The sequence below is a fragment of the Faecalibacterium sp. AM43-5AT genome (assembly GCF_003603345.1).
Taxonomy (GTDB): domain Bacteria; phylum Bacillota; class Clostridia; order Oscillospirales; family Ruminococcaceae; genus Faecalibacterium; species Faecalibacterium taiwanense.
In genome coordinates, this window is record NZ_QVGZ01000004.1 from 64,788 (window position 1) to 83,970 (window position 19,183).

Genomic DNA, 19,183 nt, shown 5'->3' on the forward strand with positions numbered 1-19,183 from the left:
CCCTTCAGCAGGATCAGCAGCACTTTTACAAAATCGCCGGTGCCCAGCAGCTTGTACAGAGAGATCAGAGTAGATAACATGAATGTTTTGCTCCTTTTTTGCAATTTCGGGACAAAATGCCCGGCATGCATGGAATACGGCTGGGCAGAACAGCGGATTGCAGGAAAAAATTGGGAGAAAACAAAACGGCACCCGTGCCGCTGCAAAAGCAGTACGGGTGCCGGAAGATCAATTGGTTTCCAACCGCCTCAGCGCTTTACGTTGAAAGCTGCCATGCCGGGGTAAACGGCGCTGCCGCCCAGCTGCTCCTCAATGCGCAGCAGCTGGTTGTACTTTGCAACACGCTCGGTACGGCTGGGAGCACCGGTCTTGATCTGGCAGGTGTTCAGCGCCACGGCCAGATCGGCAATGGTGGTGTCCTCGGTCTCGCCGGAGCGGTGAGAGCTGATGGCGGTGTAACCGGCCTTGTGGGCCATCTTGATGGCCTCCAGCGTCTCGGAAACAGAACCGATCTGGTTCAGCTTGATCAGGATCGCGTTGCCTGCACCCAGCCCGATGCCCTTGGCCAGACGCTCGGTGTTGGTCACAAAGAGGTCGTCGCCCACCAGCTGGACCTTGCCGCCCAGCTCGCGGGTCATCTCCTGCCAGCCTTCCCAGTCCTCTTCATCCAGGCCGTCCTCGATGGAGATGATGGGGTACTTTTCCACCAGACTCTTCCAGTGTGCGATCAGCTCGCTGGAGGTGAACTCGGTGCCGGCCTTGGGCAGCTTGTAGAAGCCCTTGCCCTTGGGGCTCTTCCACTCGGAGGACGCGGCATCCATAGCCAGCATGAAGTCCTTGCCGGGCACGTAACCGGCCTTTTCGATGGCGGCCAGAATGGTCTCAATGGTCTCCTCGTCGCTGGACAGGTTGGGGGCAAAGCCGCCCTCATCGCCCACGGAGGTAGCCAGCCCCTTGGCCTTCAGGATGGAAGCCAGAGCGTGGAACACCTCCGCGCACCAGCGCAAAGCTTCCTTGAAGGAGGGCGCGCCCACGGGCATGATCATGAACTCCTGCGTATCCACCGTGTTGGTGGCGTGTGCGCCGCCGTTCAGAATGTTCATCATGGGCACGGGCAGGCGGTTGCCGTTCACACCGCCCAGAAAGCGGTACAGCGGCATATCCAGAGAAGCAGCGGCTGCACGGCAGGCGGCAATGGACACGGCCAGAATGGCGTTTGCGCCCAGATTGGATTTATCTTTGGTGCCGTCGGCCTTGATCATGGCAGCGTCGATGGCGTAGATGTCGGAGGCATCCATGCCCACAACAGCATCAGCAATGACGGTGTTGATGTTCTCAACAGCCCTGGTCACGCCCTTGCCCAGATAGCGGCCCTTGTCGCCGTCCCGCAGCTCCAGAGCTTCAAACTCACCAGTGGATGCGCCGGAAGGTGCGCAGCCGCGTGCCACGGTGCCGTCGGCCAGCGTGATCTCCGCTTCCACGGTGGGGTTGCCGCGGGAGTCCAGGATCTCGCGGCCTACAACAGATTCAATTTCCAGATAGTTCATCTCGAAAACCTCCTGAATATCATTTCCTTCCCTGTGCTGCCCGGGGCGGGCAGACGGGTGACGGCCAATTATGATAGTTATGTCTAACTAACCAATAGTATCCTACCACGCTTTCCTGCCCGGTGCAAGAGCCGATGCGCATGTTTGTGGATGTAAACTTTTTAAGGGGCAAAAAACGGCAGCTGATGGGGCAGAACATTCCGGCAAAGCAGGAAGCAGCTGGTCTTTACAGTCTGCCCACTGGCAGCAGCGGGGATGCATCATGCCTGTCATGTTAATTTCATATGGCAGATATACTAAAATTTTTCTTTACTTTTTGTCAGGACGACTCTATACTGTTTTCTGGTTCTAATATGTTTCTTTATGGTAGATAGAGGAGGATTTTCTATATGAATAAGGATCTGACGGTCGGCAAGCCGTCACAGGTTTTGTGGCAGTTCTGCCTGCCCATGTTCGGCAGCATCATCTTCCAGCAGCTGTACAACATTGCCGACAGCCTTGTTGCAGGCAAGTTCATCGGCGAGAATGCACTGGCTGCTGTGGGCAACAGCTACGAGATCACCCTGATCTTCATTGCATTTGCCTTTGGCTGCAACATTGGCTGCTCGGTCATCGTGTCCCGCTACTTTGGCGCAAAGGACTACGATGAGATGAAGACTTCGGTCTACACTTCCCTGATCGGCTCTGCCGTGCTGTGCGCCGTGCTGATGCTGATCGGCCTTGTGGGCTGCCACAGCCTGCTGGAGCTCATCAACACCCCGGAGGAGATCCTTGCGGATTCTTCGCTGTATCTGGATATCTACGTTCTGGGCCTGCCCTTCATGTTCTTCTACAACATCGCCACCGGCATCTTCTCCGCTCTGGGCGACAGCAAAACGCCCTTCTATTTTCTGGCAGTCTCGTCCCTGTCCAACATCGGCGTGGACATCCTGTTCGTGGCCGGTCTCAAGATGGGCGTAGCCGGTGTGGCATGGGCCACCTTCCTGTGTCAGGGTGTGAGCTGCGTGCTGGCCATGGTGGTGGTGTTCCGCCGCATCAGCGCCTTCAAATCCAAGAACAAGGTCGTGCTGTTCTCCTGGAACATGCTGGGCAAGGTGGCCGTGGTGGCCATCCCCAGCATCCTGCAGCAGAGCTTCGTCTCTGTGGGCAACATCATCCTGCAGAGCGTCATCAACACCTTTGGTGCCAGCGTCATTGCAGGCTACTCTGCAGCCGTCAAGCTGAACAACATGGTCATCACTTCCTTCACCACGCTGGGCAACGGCATCTCCAACTACACCTCCCAGAACATGGGCGCAGGCAAGATGGACCGTGTGCACAAGGGCTTTGGTGCAGGCCGCAATCTGGTGTGGATCATCTGCGTGCCCATCGTGCTCCTGTACTTCTTCTTCGGCCGCTTCCTGCTGCTGCTGTTCATGAATGACCCGCAGGGTCCGGCCATCGACACCGGTATGCTGTTCCTGCGCATCCTGTCTCCCTTCTATTTTGTGGTGTCGCTCAAGCTGGTCACTGACGGCATCCTGCGCGGCTGCGGCATGATGGTGCGCTTTATGATCGCCACCTTCTCCGACCTGATCCTGCGCGTGGGCATCGCCATTGTGCTGAGCAGCACTGCTCTGGGCAGCACGGGCATCTGGATGGCATGGCCCGTGGGCTGGTGCATCGGCACCGGCCTGTCGCTGGTGTTCTACTTCACCGCCATCCGCAAGGTCCTTGCAGAGTCTCCGGCCAAAGCGGAAGCAGAGGGCGAAGCTGCCGAGGCACGTGCAGAGGCCGAGTTCGCCGCAGATGCCGAAATGGAGACCCTGTAACCCTTTTGCAACTTGTGAATTGTGTTCACCTGACACACAAACAAAATGAAGCAGTTGAAATAGTGCACAAAACAGACCCATTGCTTTTGGCTATTTTGGCGACAAAGTCCACAAAATGCCCCTGAAAGTATGGACGGTTTGTGAATTGCGGATTTTGGCTCACAGGTCTATAATATTGATAACGAAGCAAGGTCGCTTTGAGGGAAAGAGGGCCTTGCTTCCGTTTTTATACTGAAGCACGAATGCTCCTAAGGAGGATATTCACTATGAAAAAGATGATTTCTCGTCGTAATTTTCTGGCCACTGCAGGCGTTGTTGCTGCAGCCGGCGTTCTGACCGCCTGCGGCGGTTCTTCCAGCAGCACTGCAGCTTCCACCGGTGCTGATGCTGCTGCTTCCGGCGACACCATCAAGGTCGGTGTTCTGGGCCCCATGACCGGTGATGTTTCCGTTTACGGTCAGGCCGTTGTCAACGGCGCTACCCTGTACCTGAAGCAGGTCAACGAAAAGGGCGGCATCAACGGCAAGCAGCTGGAGATCATCGCCATGGATGAGCAGGGCGATGCAACTCAGGCTGTTACCTGCTTCACCAAGATGTGCGATCAGGGCATCACCGCTCTGGTGGGCGATGTTACCACCACCCCGACTCTGGCAGTTGCTGCCGAGAGCGCAGACTACAACATGCCCATGGTCACCGCTTCCGCTACCGCTGAGGCTGTCACCTACGATGCCGAGACCGACACCGTGAACGAGAATGTGTTCCGCGCAACCTTCACCGACCCGTTCCAGGGCATCAAGATGGCTGACTACGCTTACCAGCGGTTGGGCTACACCAAGGCAGCCGTCATCTTCCAGAAGGGCGCTGACTACAACGAGGGTCTGGCCGAGAACTTCGTCAACGAGTTCGAGAGCCTGGGCGGCACCATCGTCGATCAGGAGACCTACTCTGAGGGCGATGTGGACTACAAGACCCAGCTGACCACCATTCTGGGCAAGGCTCCCGAAGTGGTGTTCTGCCCCAACTACTATCAGGAAGTCGGTCAGATCCTGGCTCAGGCTGAGAGCATCGGTCTGGCAGTTCCCTTCCTGGGCGGCGACGGCTGGGATGGTCTGGAAGGCTACGCAACTGCCGACCAGCTGAAGGATGCCTACTTCTGCGCAAACTACGCAAAAGGCTCCAACCCCGACTTTGAGGATGCCTACAAGGCTGAGTACGGTGAGGAGTACCCCAACGGCTTCGCTCCTCTGGGCTACGATGCTGCCATGACCGTTGTCTACGGCATTCAGGCTGCTGAGGATGCCGGCCTGACCGCTGGTGATGACGACTATAAGCAGGCCGTCATCGATGCTATCGCAGGCGGCACCATCGATGGCATCACCGGCACCTTCACCTTCGATGAGCACCACAACCCCGTCAAGCAGACCGCTATCCTGTGCTTCGACGGTGCAACCCCCGTTCTGAAGGAAATGTTCTGATCTGCTTTGATCCTGCGCACCGGTGTGCGGCATAAAGGCAGCACTCAGAAATAAAAGACCCATTGCGGAGACCGCCGGAACAGGTTTTGATCGGCTGTCTCCGCTTTTTTGGTAAAAAAGTGCATTCCCCAAAAGGCGTGCAAACGCCGCAAAGAAAGGAAGTATCAGTCCATGACAGTGTTTTTTAGCCAGCTGATCAACGGCTTGTCCCTTGGCAGCATCTATGCACTGATCGCACTGGGTTACAGCATGGTGTACGGCATCATCCTGCTGCTGAACTTTGCCCATGGCGATGTCATTATGGTTGGTGCGTACATGTCCTGGTTCGTGATGAATCAACTGGGCCTTGGCCCGGTCACCGCTGTGTGCGCCACCATCATCACCTGCACGCTGCTGGGCGTTGTGATCGAGAAGATCGCCTACACCCCGCTGCGCAACGCACCCCGTATTTCCCTGCTGATCACGGCAATCGGCGTGTCCTTCTTCCTGGAGTACACTGCAGAGCTGATCCTTGGTTCCGGTGCAAAGGTCATTCCGGCCTACTACACCAACCAGACCTTCCGCATCGGCTCTGTGCCGCTGGGCCTCACCTCTGTCATCACCCTGCTGGTCACGGTGCTGTCCATGCTGGTGCTCACCTTCCTTGTGCAGAAGACCAAGCTCGGCAAGGCCATGCGTGCCGTGTCTGAGGATATGGACGCTGCCCGCCTGATGGGCATTAACGTCAACAGCACCATTTCCTTTACCTTTGCGGTGGGTTCCGCTCTGGCCGGCATCGGCTCGGTGCTGTACTGCTGCAGCTACCCGCAGGCGACCCCCACCATGGGCTCCATGCTGGGCCTGAAGGCCTTCGTTGCAGCCGTTCTGGGTGGCATCGGCTCCATTCCCGGTGCCATGATCGGCGGCATCGCCATCGGCCTGTGCGAGTGCTTTGTTTCCGCCATCGGCCTTTCCGCATGGAAGGATGCCGTCACGTTTGCGATCCTGATCATCGTGCTGCTGGTCAAGCCCACCGGCTTCCTTGGCCGCAAGGTTCAGGAAAAGGTGTAAGGAGGGCATGAAGATGAATACCAAACGCAAAACACTCAAAATGCCCGTGCGCTACCTGATGAACGCCGTGCTGGTAGCTCTGCTGTTCGTGGGCCTGTCCTTCCTCACCCAGAACGTGCTTTCCACCTACCAGAACAAGGTGCTTCTCACCGTGGGCATCAACATCATTCTGGCTGTCTCGCTGAACGTTGCCACCGGTTATCTGGGCCAGCTGCCGCTGGGCCACGCCGGTTTCATGGCCGTGGGTGCTTACACCTGCGCCCTGTTCACGAAATACAGCAATCTGCCCTCCGGTGTCGCTTTTACCGTGGGTCTGGTGCTGGCCTGCATCGTGGCGGGCCTGTTCGGCGTGCTGATCGGCATTCCTGCTCTGCGCCTGACCGGTGATTATCTGGCCATCCTGACGCTGGGCTTTGGCGAGATCATCCGCATCACCCTGAACAACATCGATGATGTGCTGGGCTTCAAGCTGTTCTACGGTGCCAAAGGCCTGAAGAACATCCCCAAGTATTCCAACTTCGCCAATGTGTTCATCTGCGTGGTCATTACCTGCTTTGCCATCCACGCCATGATGAAGAGCCGCCATGGCCGCGCCGTGCTGGCCATCCGCGATAACGAGATCGCTGCCGAAAGCTGCGGCATCCAGACTACTTATTATAAGGTCATGGCCTTTGCATTCTCCGCCGCCTTTGCCGGTCTGGCCGGCGGCCTGTACGCCTGCTATCTGGGCGTTCTGGACCCCTCCACCTTCGGCTTCATGAAGTCCATCGAAATTCTGGTCATGGTGGTTCTGGGCGGCATGGGTTCCATGCTGGGTTCCATCCTGTCCGCGACCGTGCTTACCATCCTGCCCGAGGCCACCCGCAGCTTTGACAGCTACCGCATGGTGGTCTACTCGCTGGTGCTGGTCCTCATGATGATCTTCCGTCCGGGCGGACTGCTGGGCAGCTACGACTTCTCTATGAGCCGCATCGTGGAAAAGATCATGAACGGCGAACTGTTCCAGAAGAAAGCAAAGGAGGGCAAAGACCATGAGTGAGTTCCAGACCAAGTTACACAGTGTGCCCTCCGGCGGCTTTTTGACCGACCGCGACAAGGACAAAAAGCCCATTCTGGACGTGCGTGAGCTGGGCATCGACTTCGGCGGTCTGACCGCCGTGGACGGCTTCAACCTGATGATCGGCCGCAACGAGATCACCGGTCTGATCGGTCCCAACGGTGCCGGTAAGACCACCGTGTTCAACCTGCTGACCAACGTTTACCAGCCCACCCGCGGCTCCATCCTGATCGATGGTATGCCCACCGCCGGCAAAAAGACCTATCAGGTCAACCGCATGGGCGTGGCCCGTACCTTCCAGAACATCCGCCTATTCAGGGAACTGAGCGTGATCGATAACATCAAGGTGGGCCTGCACGAGTCCATGAAGTACAATTTGGCATCTTCGCTGATCCGCCTGCCCAACTACTGGAAGGAAGAGAAGAAGTGCACCGAGCGTGCTCTGGAGCTGCTGGATATCTTCCACATGGCAGACCTCGCCAATGTGCAGGCAGGCAGCCTGCCCTACGGCGCACAGCGCCGTCTGGAGATCATGCGTGCCCTGGCCACCAGCCCGAAGCTGCTGCTGCTGGACGAGCCTGCTGCCGGTATGAATCCCTCCGAGACTGCAGAGCTGACCGAGACTATCCGCCGCATCCGCGACGAGTTCAACATCGCCGTGCTGCTGATCGAGCATGATATGAGCCTGGTCATGGGCATCTGCGAGGGCATTGCCGTGCTGAACTTTGGCCGCATCATCGCCAAGGGCACGCCCGACGAGATCCGCAGCAACCCGCAGGTCATCGAAGCCTATCTGGGCAAGAAGGAGGGCTAAGCCATGGCTGATACGTTACTGAAAGTTGATAACATCAACGTCTATTACGGCAACATCCACGCCGTCAAGGACATCTCCTTCGAGGTGGATCAGGGCGAGATCGTCACCCTGATCGGTGCCAACGGTGCCGGCAAATCCACCACCCTGAAGACCATTTCCGGCCTGCTGAAGCCCAAGACCGGCGACATCCTGTACAAGGGCAGCAGCATCAAGGGCATGCGCGCCCACAAGATCGTGGAAGCGGGCCTTGCCCATGTGCCGGAAGGCCGTCATGTGTTCCTGCACATGACCGTGGAAGAAAATCTGGACATGGGTGCATACACCCAGCCTGCTTCCACCATTGCACCCAACAAGGAAAAGGTGTTTGAGCTGTTCCCCCGCCTGAAGGAGCGCCGCAAGCAGCTGGCCGGTACCATGTCCGGCGGCGAGCAGCAGATGCTGGCTATGGGCCGTGCACTGATGAGCAACGCTTCCATGCTGATGCTGGACGAGCCTTCCATGGGCCTTTCGCCGCTTCTGGTGCAGGAGATCTTCGACATCATCCAGAACGTGCACAAGGAAGGCATGACCATCCTGCTGGTGGAGCAGAACGCACAGATGGCTCTTTCCGTGGCAGACCGTGCCTACGTCCTTGAGACGGGCCGTGTGGTCATGGAGGGCACTGGTGCCGAACTGCTGACCAACGAGCGCGTGCGCAGCGCATATCTGGGCGGCTAAGCAAAAAATCGTATAAAAAAAGGGGCTGTTGCACATGCAACAGCCCCTTTTTGCAGGATTTGTTATGCCAGCAGAGACATGATATTTGCGGTGATCAGGCCGCCTGCCGTGCCAATGACGTAGCCCATCAGAGCCATCAGAACGCCAACAGGCACCAGAGCGCCGCTGTAGGCACCAGCCAGAATGGGAGCGGATGCGGAACCGCCGATGTTTGCCAGAGATGCAACACCGCAGGTGAACATATCCAGATGGAAGATCTTTGCCAGCAGCACCAGAATGATGCCGTGGATGGCCAGGATCATAAAGCCTGCCAGGATCCATGCGGGTGCATCGGTCAGCTCCAGGAAGCTTGCGCGGGAGGCAAGCAATGCCACCACGGAGTACAGCAGCAGATTGGACAGCTCGGTGCTGCCTGCCATGCGGCCCACGGGGGTGACAGCGCCGATCAGGCCGGACAACGTGATGAGCAGGACGGTCCAGGTGGCCTTGTCCAGGAAGGGCATTGCGCTGTTCAGGGCTGCGCCGATATCCTGACCGAAGGCGGAGATCACCAGAGCCAGACCCAGCAGGAAGATCAGGTTGACAAAGGAAGCCTTGTCCTCGTTGGACTTTGCGTCCTCTTCCAGACGGCGGGACACTTCATCCAGCGTGGTGGTGTCGGCCTTGACCCACTTGTTGAACTTGGGAGCAAGGTTGATGGCCCACAGCAGGAACATGACCCAGATGGAGTAGTCGATGGAGTCCACCACCAGTGCGTAGGCCATGTCAGCTTCGCCGATGTCCAGCGCAGCCTGCACGGCGATCATGTTGCCGGAGCCGCCCATCCAGCTGCCGCACAGAGCGCCCAGTGCCTTCCATGCTTCGGAGCCAAGGGGCCCCTTCATGATGGCGAAGGTGGCAATGAAGGCCACCGAGATGGAGACGGAAGCGGCAAAGAAGCCGCCCAGCATCTTGGGACCCAGCTTGATGATCTTGCGGATGTCGCAGCGCAGCAGCATCAGGAAGATCATTGCATACAGCAGGTTGTTTTTCAGCACGGAGTAGGCAGGCTTGGTGGCCTCCATGTCCCATGCACCCAGCGTGCAGAGAATCATGGTAATGAGGTACAGCAGAACGATAGGTGGTGCATAGTCGAAGAATTTCGACTTCGTGTAGCGTTGCAGCCACACCAGCAGTGCGGCAATGAACACCAGCACGGCGATGTAGGTGAAACCGTTTGTGATCATGAACCCAATCCCCTTTCTTTTTGTGCAATTTTTTGCGGACAATTGTCTTTACAATATCGACAACTTCGTATACAATACTACCATAGATTTCATAATCTGGCAACATTTTTTATCGAAAGGGGTAGGTTTTGCATGAAAATCACGGAAGTACGTCTCGGTCTGATCTCCGTGCCGCTGCGCGTGCCTTTTAAGACGGCTCTGCGTTCGGTCAGCAGCGTGGAAGATGTGATCGTAGAGATCCACACCGACACCGGCGCTGTGGGTTATGGTGAGGCACCTCCCACCGGTGTGATCACCGGCGACACCACCGGTGCCATCATCGGTGCCATCCGCGACCATATCGCAAAGACCATCATCGGCCGCGATGTGGACGACTTTGAAGACCTGATGATCGCACTGAATGCCTGCATCCAGAAGAACACCAGCGCCAAGGCTGCTGTGGATATGGCCCTGTGGGATCTGTACGGCCAGCTGTACAAAATCCCTGTGTACAAGCTGATGGGCGGCGCAAAGAAGTCCATCGTCACCGACATCACCATCAGCGTCAACGACCCCGAAGAGATGGTGCGCGATGCCCTGAACGCCATCGACCGCGGCTACGACTGCCTGAAGGTCAAGGTGGGCAAGGAGCCGGAAAAGGATATTGCACGCCTGAGCGCCATCCGCGGTGCTGTGCCCAAGGAGACCTGCATCCGCATCGACGCAAATCAGGGCTGGACCCCCAAGGAAGCCGTGCGCATCCTGAACGGAATGCAGGAGAAGGGCCTTGATATCGAATTCGTGGAGCAGCCGGTCAAGGCCCACGATTTTGAAGGCCTGAAGTATGTTACCGAGCGCTCCTATGTGCCGGTGCTGGCCGACGAGAGTGTGTTCTCCCCGCAGGACGCACTGACCATCATGCAGATGGGAGCCGCAGACCTCGTGAACATCAAGCTGATGAAGTGCGGCGGCCTGTACAACGCCCTCAAGATCGCATCTGCCGCCGAGGTGTACGGCGTGGAGTGCATGATCGGCTGTATGCTGGAAGCCAAGATCAGCGTGAATGCCGCCGTGCATCTGGCCTGCGCAAAGCAGATCATCACCCGCGTGGATCTGGACGGCCCCGTGCTGTGCAGTGAGGACCCCATCCTCGGCGGTGCAGTGTTCAATGAAAAAGACATCACTGTTTCCAACGAGCCGGGCCTTGGCATCAAGGGCATTGAGCCGGGTAAGATCAAGTATCTGGACTAAACTCCTTCCGTCATTACTTCGCAATGCCACCTTCCTTAAGGAGGGAGGCCTTGGCAAAGCGGAAAACTTTATCTTTTCGCCGGAGGCTCCCTCATTGAGGGAGCTGGTGCGGCGTGAGCCGTGCCTGAGGGAGTTATACAAAAACGGCACCTGCCAGTTCCGCAGGTGCCGTTTTGTGTTTGGGGCCGTTATGCTTTGTAAGCCAGAATAGCCTTCAGGTATTCCCACACACGAGCAACCGATGCAATGTCGGCGCGCTCGTTGGGGGTGTGGACGTGCAGCAGGTTCGGGCCGAAGGAGATGCAGTCCAGCCCTTCGATCTTGCCGGAGAGGATGCCGCACTCCAGACCTGCGTGCAGAGCTGCGATCTGAGGCTTTTTGCCGTACTGTGCTTCGTACACGGCTACGCAGCGGTCCCGCAGGGCGCTCTCACGTGCGTAGGTCCAGGCAGGGTAGTCGCCATGGAACCGCACGCTGCCGCCCAGCAGCTCGGTCAGGGTCTGTACCTTGCAGCTCAGCAGCTCCTTGGCCGAAGGCACCGAGCTGCGGATGGAAAAGCGCAGGATGGCTTCCTGCTCGTCCATCTCGGCAACGCCCAGATTCAGCGAGGTCTCCACAAGGCCCGGCACATCCATGCTCATGGCCTGCACGCCCCAGGGCATCAGCAGCAGGGCCTTGCGCAGGCGCTGGGTGGAATCGGCATCCAATGCGCTGAACGCGCCGCAGCTCTGTTCGGTGAGCTGCAGGCAGATGGCGGGGTCTGCCGTGCCGTATTCGGCCTGCACCTGTGCGGCGAACTGAGCGGCAGCAGTGTGCACGCCCTCGGTGATGCCTGCGGGCAGCACCAGCGTGATGCTGCTTTCTTTGGGAATGACATTCTCCTTTGCGCCGCCGGACAGTGCCAGAGCGGCGTAGTCCACGCCATTTTCGGTCAGCAGGGTCAGCCAGCGGCCCAGCAAAGCAATAGCGTTGGCACGGCCCTTGTGGATCTCGGTGCCAGAGTGTCCGCCCGCAAGGCCGATCACATCCGCCTTTACGGCGGTGCCGGTCACAGCCGCACGGGTGATGGGCAGATGGCATTCAACGCGGCGTCCGCCTGCACAGCCTGCGGTCAGCACCCCCTCTTCCTCGGAGTCGATGTTCACCAGCATCCGGCCCTCAAGGTCGGAAAGATCCATGGCAGATGCACCCAGCAGGCCCACCTCCTCGCAGACGGTCAGCACGACCTCCAGCGCAGGGTGGGGAATGTCCTTTGCGTCCAGAACAGCCAGCGCATAGGCCACGGCAATGCCGTCGTCGCCGCCAAGGGTCGTGCCCTCGGCGCACACATAGCCGCCGTCTACGACCGGGTGGATGGCATCCTTCTCAAGATCCAGCGGGCAGTCGGCGGTCTTGTCGCCCACCATGTCCAGATGGCCCTGCAGGATCAGGCCCGGCTCCTTCTCGTAGCCGGGTGTAGCCGGTGCCTTGATGAGCAGGTTGCCCATCTCGTCCTGACGGCAGGCAAGGCCGTGGGCCTTGGCGAACTGCACGCAGTAGTCGCTCAGCGCCTTTTCGTGGTGGGAGGTGTGCGGAATGCCGCAGATCTCCTCAAAATAATGAAAAACCGAAGCCGGTTCCAGTCCGGTCAGTGCACTCATATACTCTCGCTCCTTTATTTATAAGGTGAAATGCTTCTGTCCATATTCTAACAGATTCTGCAGCCGGATACAATGTGTTGTATCCGGCAAAATATTTTTTCTGCCGGTGCTTGCAGACGGCGGGCCGGGTCGTATAATAGGAATAGTTACAAAAATAACATTCGAGTGGCTCTAAGGTTCTGCCGCCCGGAAAGGAGAACTTCGCCATGCGCTATACCATCAGTGAAATGGCTTCGCTGCTGGGTGTGACCACCCATACCCTGCGGTACTACGAAAAAATGGGTCTCATCCGCCCCGAGGTAAACGAGGAGACCGGCTACCGCTACTATACCGTCACCGACACCCGCCGGTTCAACCTCTGCCGGGAGCTGCGCGCGGCGGAACTCTCGCTGGAAGAGTGCCGGGAGCTGATCGGCAGCCCGTCGGTGGAGCAGAGCGACAAGATGTTTGCCCGGCAGGCCGCCCGGCTGCGGCGCAGGCAGGTGCTGGATGAGCTGTCCATCCACTTTTTGGAAAAGATGCAGGAGCAGTACCGCACGCTGGAGCAGGATGTCGGGCGGGTCTGGGTGCAGAACTTTCCGGAGATGTGGCGGCTGACCTTCTCGCAGGAAGAGGAAGCCAGCCGCGACCGGGAACTGCAGCAGGAAAAGGCGGAGTGGCTGGAGTGTATGCCGGCTGCCCGCTGGGTCAGCCGCCTGCCCCGGCGGGTGATGGAACAGTTCCGGGTGGGGCGCAACGAGTACGATTACGGCCTGATGATGGAGGCCGACGCTGCCCGCAGGCTGGGCCTGCAGCGCACCCGGCATGTGGAGGTGGTGTGCGGCGGCGATTATCTTGTCACCATCTGGAAAAAGGATTACCGCGGCTCCTTCGGGTGGGACTCACTGGAAACCCTGCACGATGAGATCGTGCGGCGGGACTTCCGGGCGGTGGGCGAGACCTTCAGCAGCATCGTGGCCAGCCGCCAGCAGCCAGACGGCAGCGTTGTGAACTACCATCATACCCGGACGAAGATCTATACATGAGAGGGTTTTGTCACCTCCTACAAAAACTCGTGATATTTTTGTCAAAATGACCCTTGACCTTCGCGCTGCTCTAACGTGTAAACTTTGTTTAGTGAGTAACAAAGTCGGACTTCCGGCTTTGCTGCTCTGACAGAGTACACGATTGAGAAGAAAGAGGAGAACACACTATGAGCGAAAAGATCTCTCGCCGCAACTTCCTGCGCACCGCTACGCTGGGCGCAGCAGCTGCCGGTCTGCTGGCAGGCTGCGGCAACAGCGGCGCTTCCAGCAGCACCGCCGCAGGCACCTACACTGCAGGCACCTACAGCGCCACCGCTACCGGCATCAACACCGCCACCCCCGTCACCGTGACCATGACCTTCAGCGCTGATGCCATCACCGATGTGCAGATCGACGTTGCAAACGAGACCAAGGGCTACGGTGCCGACATCGCCGATGAGATGGTCAAGAAGATCCTGGACGCACAGTCCAGCGAGGTGGACGGCCACTCCGGCGCAACCATCACCTCCGACGCCATCCGGAAGGCTGCCGAGAGCTGCATCAATCAGGCCAAGGGCGTGGCCGTTGCTCCCACCGAGGCCAACAAGGCCGAGACCGTTGTCCCCGACAGCCTGAGCGTGGAGGAAGTGGAGTCCTCTGTGTGCGAGCTGGGCGACATCACCCCCGACGAGACCAAGGACTTTGACGTGGTCGTCGTGGGTGCCGGTGCTGCCGGTGTGCCCGCCGCAGGCTGGGCTGCCGAGCTGGGCGGCCATGTGGCCCTGCTGCAGAAGCAGAGCATCGTGGTCAGCCAGGGCAACTGCGGCTCTGCCATCATCAAGTCCAAGTCCACCGACGCGGGCAAGAAGATGTGGGTGCACATGACCAACGGCCTGTGCGACTGGCGTGCCGATACCAGCCTGCTGAACGCCTACGTCGAGAACTCCGAAGAAGCTCTGATGTGGTATCTGAACCGCGCCGGCCTGACCGACCAGACCGAGTACGGCGACGGCAGCCTCGTGGACAGCAACAAGAACCCCTCCGACCTGCTGCACAACGACGAGAAGGAGATCTTCGCCTATATGTGCACCAGCCAGGATCTGACCGGCGTGTGGAAGGACCGCATGGACACCTACGACTTCGGCGATGAGCACTGCTACTTCTTTGCTCCGTGGATCGGCCCCAAGCCCAAGAACGTGGGCGACGTGCTGGCCACTGTGCTGGAGAACGTGCAGGCCAAGAACTCCAATCTGGAGACCTTCTTCAACACCCCCGCCGTCAAGCTGGTGCATGAGAACGGCAAGGTGACCGGCGTCATCGCAAAGGACGAAAACGGCAAGTACATCCAGTTCAACGCTTCCAAGGGCGTCATTCTGGCCACCGGCGACTACATGAACAACGAGGCCATGGTCAAGCGCTGGTGCCCCGATGTGGACGGCTTCGACAAGAAGCAGTACCAGAAGACCGGCGACGGCCACATCATGGCCATCGATGCAGGTGCAAAGATGGAAAATCTGGGCCACACCAAGATGATGCACGACTTCGACTCCGGCCTGATGTACGAGGAACCGTTCCTGTACGTCAACATGGAGGGCAAGCGCTTCTGCAACGAGGACACCGGCTTTGTCTACATGGGCAACATCACCAAGTATGTGCCCAAGTTCAACGGCAACAACGTGGATGCAAACCATCCGGACGGTTCTCTGGGCTGGTACTGCCAGATCTACGATAACGACTACATGAGCTACGCCAACAGCCCCATCCCCGAGCAGGTGATGACCAAGTACATCCCCGGTGCCGTGGAGAACCCGCAGGGCGTGTTCACCAACCTCATCGATACCTACAAGGCCGACACCATCGAAGAGCTGGCCGGTCTGCTGGGCGTGCCTGCAGACGAGCTGCAGAAGACCATCGACCGCTACAACGAGCTGTGCGACAAGGGCGCTGACGTGGACTTCGGTAAGAAGAGCGCTTACATGCACAAGATCGTCACCGCTCCCTTCTGGGGCATCCGCAAGCACATCCGCGTGTCCTCCATCGACAGCGGTGTGAACACCAACGCCAACGGTCAGGCTCTGGATGCTGACGGCAACGTCATCGACGGCCTGTACTGCGTCGGCAACGTGGGCGGCGTGTTCTACGGCGGCGCGGACTATCCGTTCCACCAGACTGGCCTGTCTCTGGGCCGCTGCTACACCTTCGGTATGCTGGCAGCAAAGCACGCCATGGGCAAGTAAGACCTCCTGAAAGCAACACGAACCCCCTCCGGGTCAGCCCGGAGGGGGTTTTTTGCATACAAAAAAGGCTCTGCAGCATTTTGCCGCAGAGCCTTCGTTTTTTACAGATGATACCGGGACGGCTTACTGTGCCTGGCTCAGGCAGTCGTCCATGGCGGTGAACACCGCGTCGCTGGTCATGGTAGCACCGGCAACAGCGTCCACACCGCTGGTGGAACCGGCCTTGGTCAGCTGGTCTGCCAGAGTTTCAGCAGCAGTGCCGCCCAGTTCGGGAGTCTCGCCGGAAGCATCGATCTCCACACCGGTCACCCGGCCGCCGGTGACGGTGACGGTGACAGTCACATCACTCAGGCAGCCCTGAGCGCTGGACGTATAGATGCCATCCGTCAGGCTGGCGGCGTTGTCGGCAGCGGGCACAGTGCCGGTGCTCTTGATGTACAGGCCGAGCACAACTGCCATAATGACAGTGACAACAGCCATGATGATAACATTCCGGGTGAGTTTCTTCATAAAAGATCAAATGCTCCCTTTTGACGTGATATATTTTTTATTTTGCGGGTTTGAAACTGTCGCGCAGGGTGACGACGCGGTTGTAAACGCCGGGGTTCTTGGAGTCCGGGGTAAAGAAGCCGGTGCGCACGAACTGGAATTTCTCACCGGGCTTTGCATCCTTCAGGCTTTCTTCCAGCTTGCAGCCCTTGCACACAACAACGCTTTCCGGGTTCAGGTAGTCCTTGTAATCGCTGCCCTCGGGGATGGCGTTCATGTTGGCCTCGGTAAACAGCTTGTCGTACAGACGCACCTCGGCATCCACGGCATGGGCGGCACTCACCCAATGGATGGTGCCCTTGACCTTGCGGCCGTCGGCGGGATTGCCGTTGCCCGTCTCAAGGTCGGCGGTGCAGTGGATGGCGGCAATGCTGCCGTCGGCATTCTTCTCCACGCCGGTGCACTTGACGATGTAAGCGCCCATCAGACGCACCTCACCGCCAATGGTCAGGCGCTTGAACTTGGGAGGCGGCACCTCGGCAAAGTCCTCATTCTCGATCCACAGCTCTTTGGTAAAAGCCACCTTGCGGGTGGTGGTATCGTTGGCTTCGCGGTTGGGGTTGTTGGCTACATCAAAGTACTCGGTCTTGTCCTCCGGGTAGTTGTCTACGATCAGCTTTACGGGGTCCAGCACGGCAATGCGGCGCTGAGCGGTCAGGTCCAGCTCGCTGCGGATGCAGGCTTCCAGCTGGCGCATGTCGATCAGGTTGTCGGATTTAGAAATGCCGGCCTCCCGCACGAAGGTGAAGATGGAGGTGGGGGTGTAGCCGCGGCGGCGCAGGCCGCACAGGGTGGGCATACGGGGGTCGTCCCAGCCGTCCACAATGCCCATTTCCACCAGCTCACGCAGGTAGCGCTTGCTCATGACGGTGTTGGTCATGTTCAGGCGTGCAAACTCACGCTGCTTGGGGAAGGCAGTGCCGAAAATGTTCTCGATGACCCAGTTGTACAGCGGACGGTGGTTCTCGAACTCCAGACTGCACATGCTGTGGGTGATGCCCTCAATGGCATCCTGAATGGGGTGTGCGAAGTCGTACATCGGGTAGATGCACCACTTGCTGCCCTGACGGTGATGCTCGGCATACTTGATGCGGTAGATAGCCGGGTCACGCATGTTCATGTTGGGGCTGGCCAGATCGATCTTGGCACGCAGGGTCTTTTCGCCCTCCTGGAACTCACCGGCACGCATCCGGCGGAACAGGTCAAGATTCTCTTCCGGGGTGCGGTCGCGCCACGGAGAAGGACGGGAAGGCTTGCCGGCATCGGCACCGCGGTACTCGCGCATTTCGTCGCGGGTCAGGTCGTCCACGTAGGCCTTGCCCTCCATGATGAGCTTTTCGGCATACTCGTAGCACTTGTCAAAGTAGTCGCTGCCGTAGAAGATGCCGCCGTTGGGGTCGGCGCCCAGCCAGTGCAGATCCTCGATGATGCTGTTCACGTACTCCTCACCCTCGCGGGCAGGGTTGGTGTCGTCCAGACGCAGGTTGAACTTGCCGCCGTACTGGTTTGCAATGGACCAGTTGATGTAGATGGCCTTGGCACTGCCGATGTGCAGGTAGCCGTTGGGCTCGGGCGGGAAGCGGGTATGGATCTCGTGGATCTTGCCCTCGGCCAGATCGGCGTCGATGATGTCGGTCAGAAAGTTTTTATCTGCCATGTGTTTTCCCCCTGTCAAAGGCACAAAGTGCCTATATATTCCATAATACTATATAATACACTATTTTTACTGCACCTTCAAGATGAAAGCCGGAACTTCTGGGGCAAATGCGCATTTTTGCGTGGAATTTTGCTGTGAATTGCCCGATTTCCACAACTTTTTCCCTATCCCTTGACACCGCCGTGCAAGGAGAGTATATTTTTGCATGGCATACAGCGCATTTTGCCGTGCTTAAAATAGGAGGAACCCCATGAACAGTTTAAAAGAAGCGTTCAGCATGAAAAATATGCTGAAGAATTTAAATTTCTTCGGTGAGCTGAATCTCGGCCTGATCCTGACGGCGGTCGGCATCGTTTACTTTAAAAATCCCAATCATTTTGCATTTGGCGGCACCTCGGGCCTGTCCATTCTGCTGGCAGACCTGTTCCCTAAGATCAACGTGGGCGGCTTTATGTGGATCATCAACCTGATCCTGGTAGTGCTGGGCTTTGTCTTTCTGGGCATCAAGACCATGGGCTGGACGATCTATTCTTCCTTTGCGCTGTCCTTTTTTGTGTCGGTGTGCGAGTGGCTCTATCCCGTCAACGTTTCCATGAGCGGCGATGCCATGCTGGATCTGGTGTTCGCCGTGTTCCTGCCGGCGCTTGGTTCGGCCATCGTGTTCGACATTGGCGCATCCACCGGCGGTACGGATATTGTGGCCCTGATCCTGGCAAAATATACCTCTATGGAGATCGGCAAGGCCCTGATGGTCAGCGATATCCTCATCGTGCTGGCGGCGGCATGGCGGTTTGGCATGGGCACCGGCCTGTACTGTATCCTGGGCCTGATCGCCAAGAGCTTTGTGGTGGATGGTGCCATCGAGAACATTCGCCTGCGCAAGGTGTGCACCATCGTGACGGCCAACCCGCAGCCCATTCTGGACTTCATCATCAAGGACATGAACCGCTCTGCTACTGTGGAAAAGGCCTACGGTGCCTATACCCACCACGAGCTGAGCGTGCTGGTGACGGTGCTGACCCGCCGTCAGGCCCTGCAGCTGCGCAACTTCCTGCGTGAGAACGACCCCCGGAGCTTTATCACCATCGTCAACTCCAGCGAGATCATCGGCAAGGGTTTCCGCTCCTTTAATTGAATATCAACGGGATTCGGCGGGGGGGGGGGAGCAG

General features: G+C 58.2%; 15 protein-coding genes. 10 read left to right on the plus strand and 5 right to left on the minus strand.

The features are described from left to right. Positions 1-248: 248 nt before the first annotated feature. Complete coding sequence (gene eno / locus DW937_RS06770) at positions 249-1,547, minus strand: phosphopyruvate hydratase (protein ID WP_120120503.1); 1,299 nt, start codon at positions 1,545-1,547, stop codon at positions 249-251. Between the two features lie 389 nt (positions 1,548-1,936). Between eno and DW937_RS06775 the strand changes: the two genes are divergently transcribed. The 6 genes from DW937_RS06775 (at position 1,937) to DW937_RS06800 (ending at position 8,471) form a co-directional block, all read left to right on the plus strand. Beyond that, positions 1,937-3,358 (plus strand): MATE family efflux transporter, encoded by a 1,422-nt coding sequence (locus DW937_RS06775; protein WP_120120504.1) that lies wholly within the window; start codon positions 1,937-1,939, stop codon positions 3,356-3,358. 266 nt (positions 3,359-3,624) lie between these two features. Further along, on the plus strand, positions 3,625-4,833 hold the full coding sequence (locus DW937_RS06780) for an ABC transporter substrate-binding protein (protein WP_120120505.1): 1,209 nt from the start codon (positions 3,625-3,627) through the stop codon (positions 4,831-4,833). Positions 4,834-5,004: 171 nt separating this feature from the next. After that, positions 5,005-5,883, plus strand: coding sequence for a branched-chain amino acid ABC transporter permease (locus DW937_RS06785; protein ID WP_097777225.1), 879 nt, complete (start codon positions 5,005-5,007; stop codon positions 5,881-5,883). A gap of 13 nt (positions 5,884-5,896) precedes the next feature. Next, positions 5,897-6,922, plus strand: coding sequence for a branched-chain amino acid ABC transporter permease (locus tag DW937_RS06790; protein WP_120120506.1), 1,026 nt, complete (start codon positions 5,897-5,899; stop codon positions 6,920-6,922). Continuing rightward, the gene (locus DW937_RS06795) at positions 6,915-7,754 is read left to right on the plus strand and encodes an ABC transporter ATP-binding protein (RefSeq protein WP_120120507.1); all 840 of its coding nucleotides are present in this window, start codon (positions 6,915-6,917) and stop codon (positions 7,752-7,754) included. Before DW937_RS06790 ends, DW937_RS06795 begins: the two co-directional genes overlap by 8 nt. Before the next feature lie 3 nt (positions 7,755-7,757). Beyond that, entirely contained in the window at positions 7,758-8,471 is a 714-nt protein-coding gene (locus tag DW937_RS06800) for an ABC transporter ATP-binding protein (protein ID WP_005942657.1), read from the plus strand. Positions 8,472-8,533: 62 nt separating this feature from the next. Here the strand turns inward: DW937_RS06800 and DW937_RS06805 are convergent, their stop codons facing one another. Next, on the minus strand, positions 8,534-9,697 hold the full coding sequence (locus DW937_RS06805; RefSeq protein ID WP_118526669.1) for a DUF819 family protein: 1,164 nt from the start codon (positions 9,695-9,697) through the stop codon (positions 8,534-8,536). Between the two features lie 132 nt (positions 9,698-9,829). Here DW937_RS06805 and DW937_RS06810 point away from each other — a divergent pair, with 132 nt between their 5' ends. Further along, positions 9,830-10,927 carry a dipeptide epimerase gene (locus DW937_RS06810; protein WP_120120508.1) on the plus strand — a complete coding sequence of 366 codons (1,098 nt, stop codon included), beginning with the start codon at positions 9,830-9,832 and terminating at the stop codon, positions 10,925-10,927. A gap of 188 nt (positions 10,928-11,115) precedes the next feature. Here the strand turns inward: DW937_RS06810 and DW937_RS06815 are convergent, their stop codons facing one another. Further along, on the minus strand, positions 11,116-12,567 hold the full coding sequence (locus tag DW937_RS06815; RefSeq protein WP_120120509.1) for an aminoacyl-histidine dipeptidase: 1,452 nt from the start codon (positions 12,565-12,567) through the stop codon (positions 11,116-11,118). A gap of 206 nt (positions 12,568-12,773) precedes the next feature. Between DW937_RS06815 and DW937_RS06820 the strand changes: the two genes are divergently transcribed. Both DW937_RS06820 and DW937_RS06825 read left to right on the plus strand, forming a co-directional pair. Next, entirely contained in the window at positions 12,774-13,592 is an 819-nt protein-coding gene (locus tag DW937_RS06820; protein ID WP_097777220.1) for a MerR family transcriptional regulator, read from the plus strand. 167 nt (positions 13,593-13,759) lie between these two features. Continuing rightward, on the plus strand, positions 13,760-15,808 hold the full coding sequence (locus DW937_RS06825) for an FAD-binding protein (RefSeq protein WP_118526665.1): 2,049 nt from the start codon (positions 13,760-13,762) through the stop codon (positions 15,806-15,808). A gap of 123 nt (positions 15,809-15,931) precedes the next feature. Here DW937_RS06825 and DW937_RS06830 read toward each other — a convergent pair whose 3' ends face one another. Then, entirely contained in the window at positions 15,932-16,318 is a 387-nt protein-coding gene (locus DW937_RS06830) for an FMN-binding protein (RefSeq protein WP_097777219.1), read from the minus strand. 37 nt (positions 16,319-16,355) lie between these two features. Continuing rightward, on the minus strand, positions 16,356-18,014 hold the full coding sequence (locus tag DW937_RS06835; protein WP_120120510.1) for a glutamine--tRNA ligase/YqeY domain fusion protein: 1,659 nt from the start codon (positions 18,012-18,014) through the stop codon (positions 16,356-16,358). A 250-nt stretch (positions 18,015-18,264) separates the two neighbouring features. Here DW937_RS06835 and DW937_RS06840 point away from each other — a divergent pair, with 250 nt between their 5' ends. Beyond that, a complete protein-coding gene (locus tag DW937_RS06840; RefSeq protein ID WP_120120511.1) occupies positions 18,265-19,149 on the plus strand; it encodes a YitT family protein in 885 nt (294 codons plus the stop codon). Positions 19,150-19,183 lie beyond the last annotated feature (34 nt).

Bases quoted from the DNA above. Each gene is read 5' to 3' on its own strand.
- eno (WP_120120503.1), bottom strand. From the start codon at position 1,547: ATGAACTATCTGGAAATTGAATCTGTTGTAGGCCGCGAGATCCTGGAC.
- DW937_RS06775 (WP_120120504.1), top strand. From the start codon at position 1,937: ATGAATAAGGATCTGACGGTCGGCAAGCCGTCACAGGTTTTGTGGCAG.
- DW937_RS06780 (WP_120120505.1), top strand. From the start codon at position 3,625: ATGAAAAAGATGATTTCTCGTCGTAATTTTCTGGCCACTGCAGGCGTT.
- DW937_RS06785 (WP_097777225.1), top strand. From the start codon at position 5,005: ATGACAGTGTTTTTTAGCCAGCTGATCAACGGCTTGTCCCTTGGCAGC.
- DW937_RS06790 (WP_120120506.1), top strand. From the start codon at position 5,897: ATGAATACCAAACGCAAAACACTCAAAATGCCCGTGCGCTACCTGATG.
- DW937_RS06795 (WP_120120507.1), top strand. From the start codon at position 6,915: ATGAGTGAGTTCCAGACCAAGTTACACAGTGTGCCCTCCGGCGGCTTT.
- DW937_RS06800 (WP_005942657.1), top strand. From the start codon at position 7,758: ATGGCTGATACGTTACTGAAAGTTGATAACATCAACGTCTATTACGGC.
- DW937_RS06805 (WP_118526669.1), bottom strand. From the start codon at position 9,697: ATGATCACAAACGGTTTCACCTACATCGCCGTGCTGGTGTTCATTGCC.
- DW937_RS06810 (WP_120120508.1), top strand. From the start codon at position 9,830: ATGAAAATCACGGAAGTACGTCTCGGTCTGATCTCCGTGCCGCTGCGC.
- DW937_RS06815 (WP_120120509.1), bottom strand. From the start codon at position 12,567: ATGAGTGCACTGACCGGACTGGAACCGGCTTCGGTTTTTCATTATTTT.
- DW937_RS06820 (WP_097777220.1), top strand. From the start codon at position 12,774: ATGCGCTATACCATCAGTGAAATGGCTTCGCTGCTGGGTGTGACCACC.
- DW937_RS06825 (WP_118526665.1), top strand. From the start codon at position 13,760: ATGAGCGAAAAGATCTCTCGCCGCAACTTCCTGCGCACCGCTACGCTG.
- DW937_RS06830 (WP_097777219.1), bottom strand. From the start codon at position 16,318: ATGAAGAAACTCACCCGGAATGTTATCATCATGGCTGTTGTCACTGTC.
- DW937_RS06835 (WP_120120510.1), bottom strand. From the start codon at position 18,014: ATGGCAGATAAAAACTTTCTGACCGACATCATCGACGCCGATCTGGCC.
- DW937_RS06840 (WP_120120511.1), top strand. From the start codon at position 18,265: ATGAACAGTTTAAAAGAAGCGTTCAGCATGAAAAATATGCTGAAGAAT.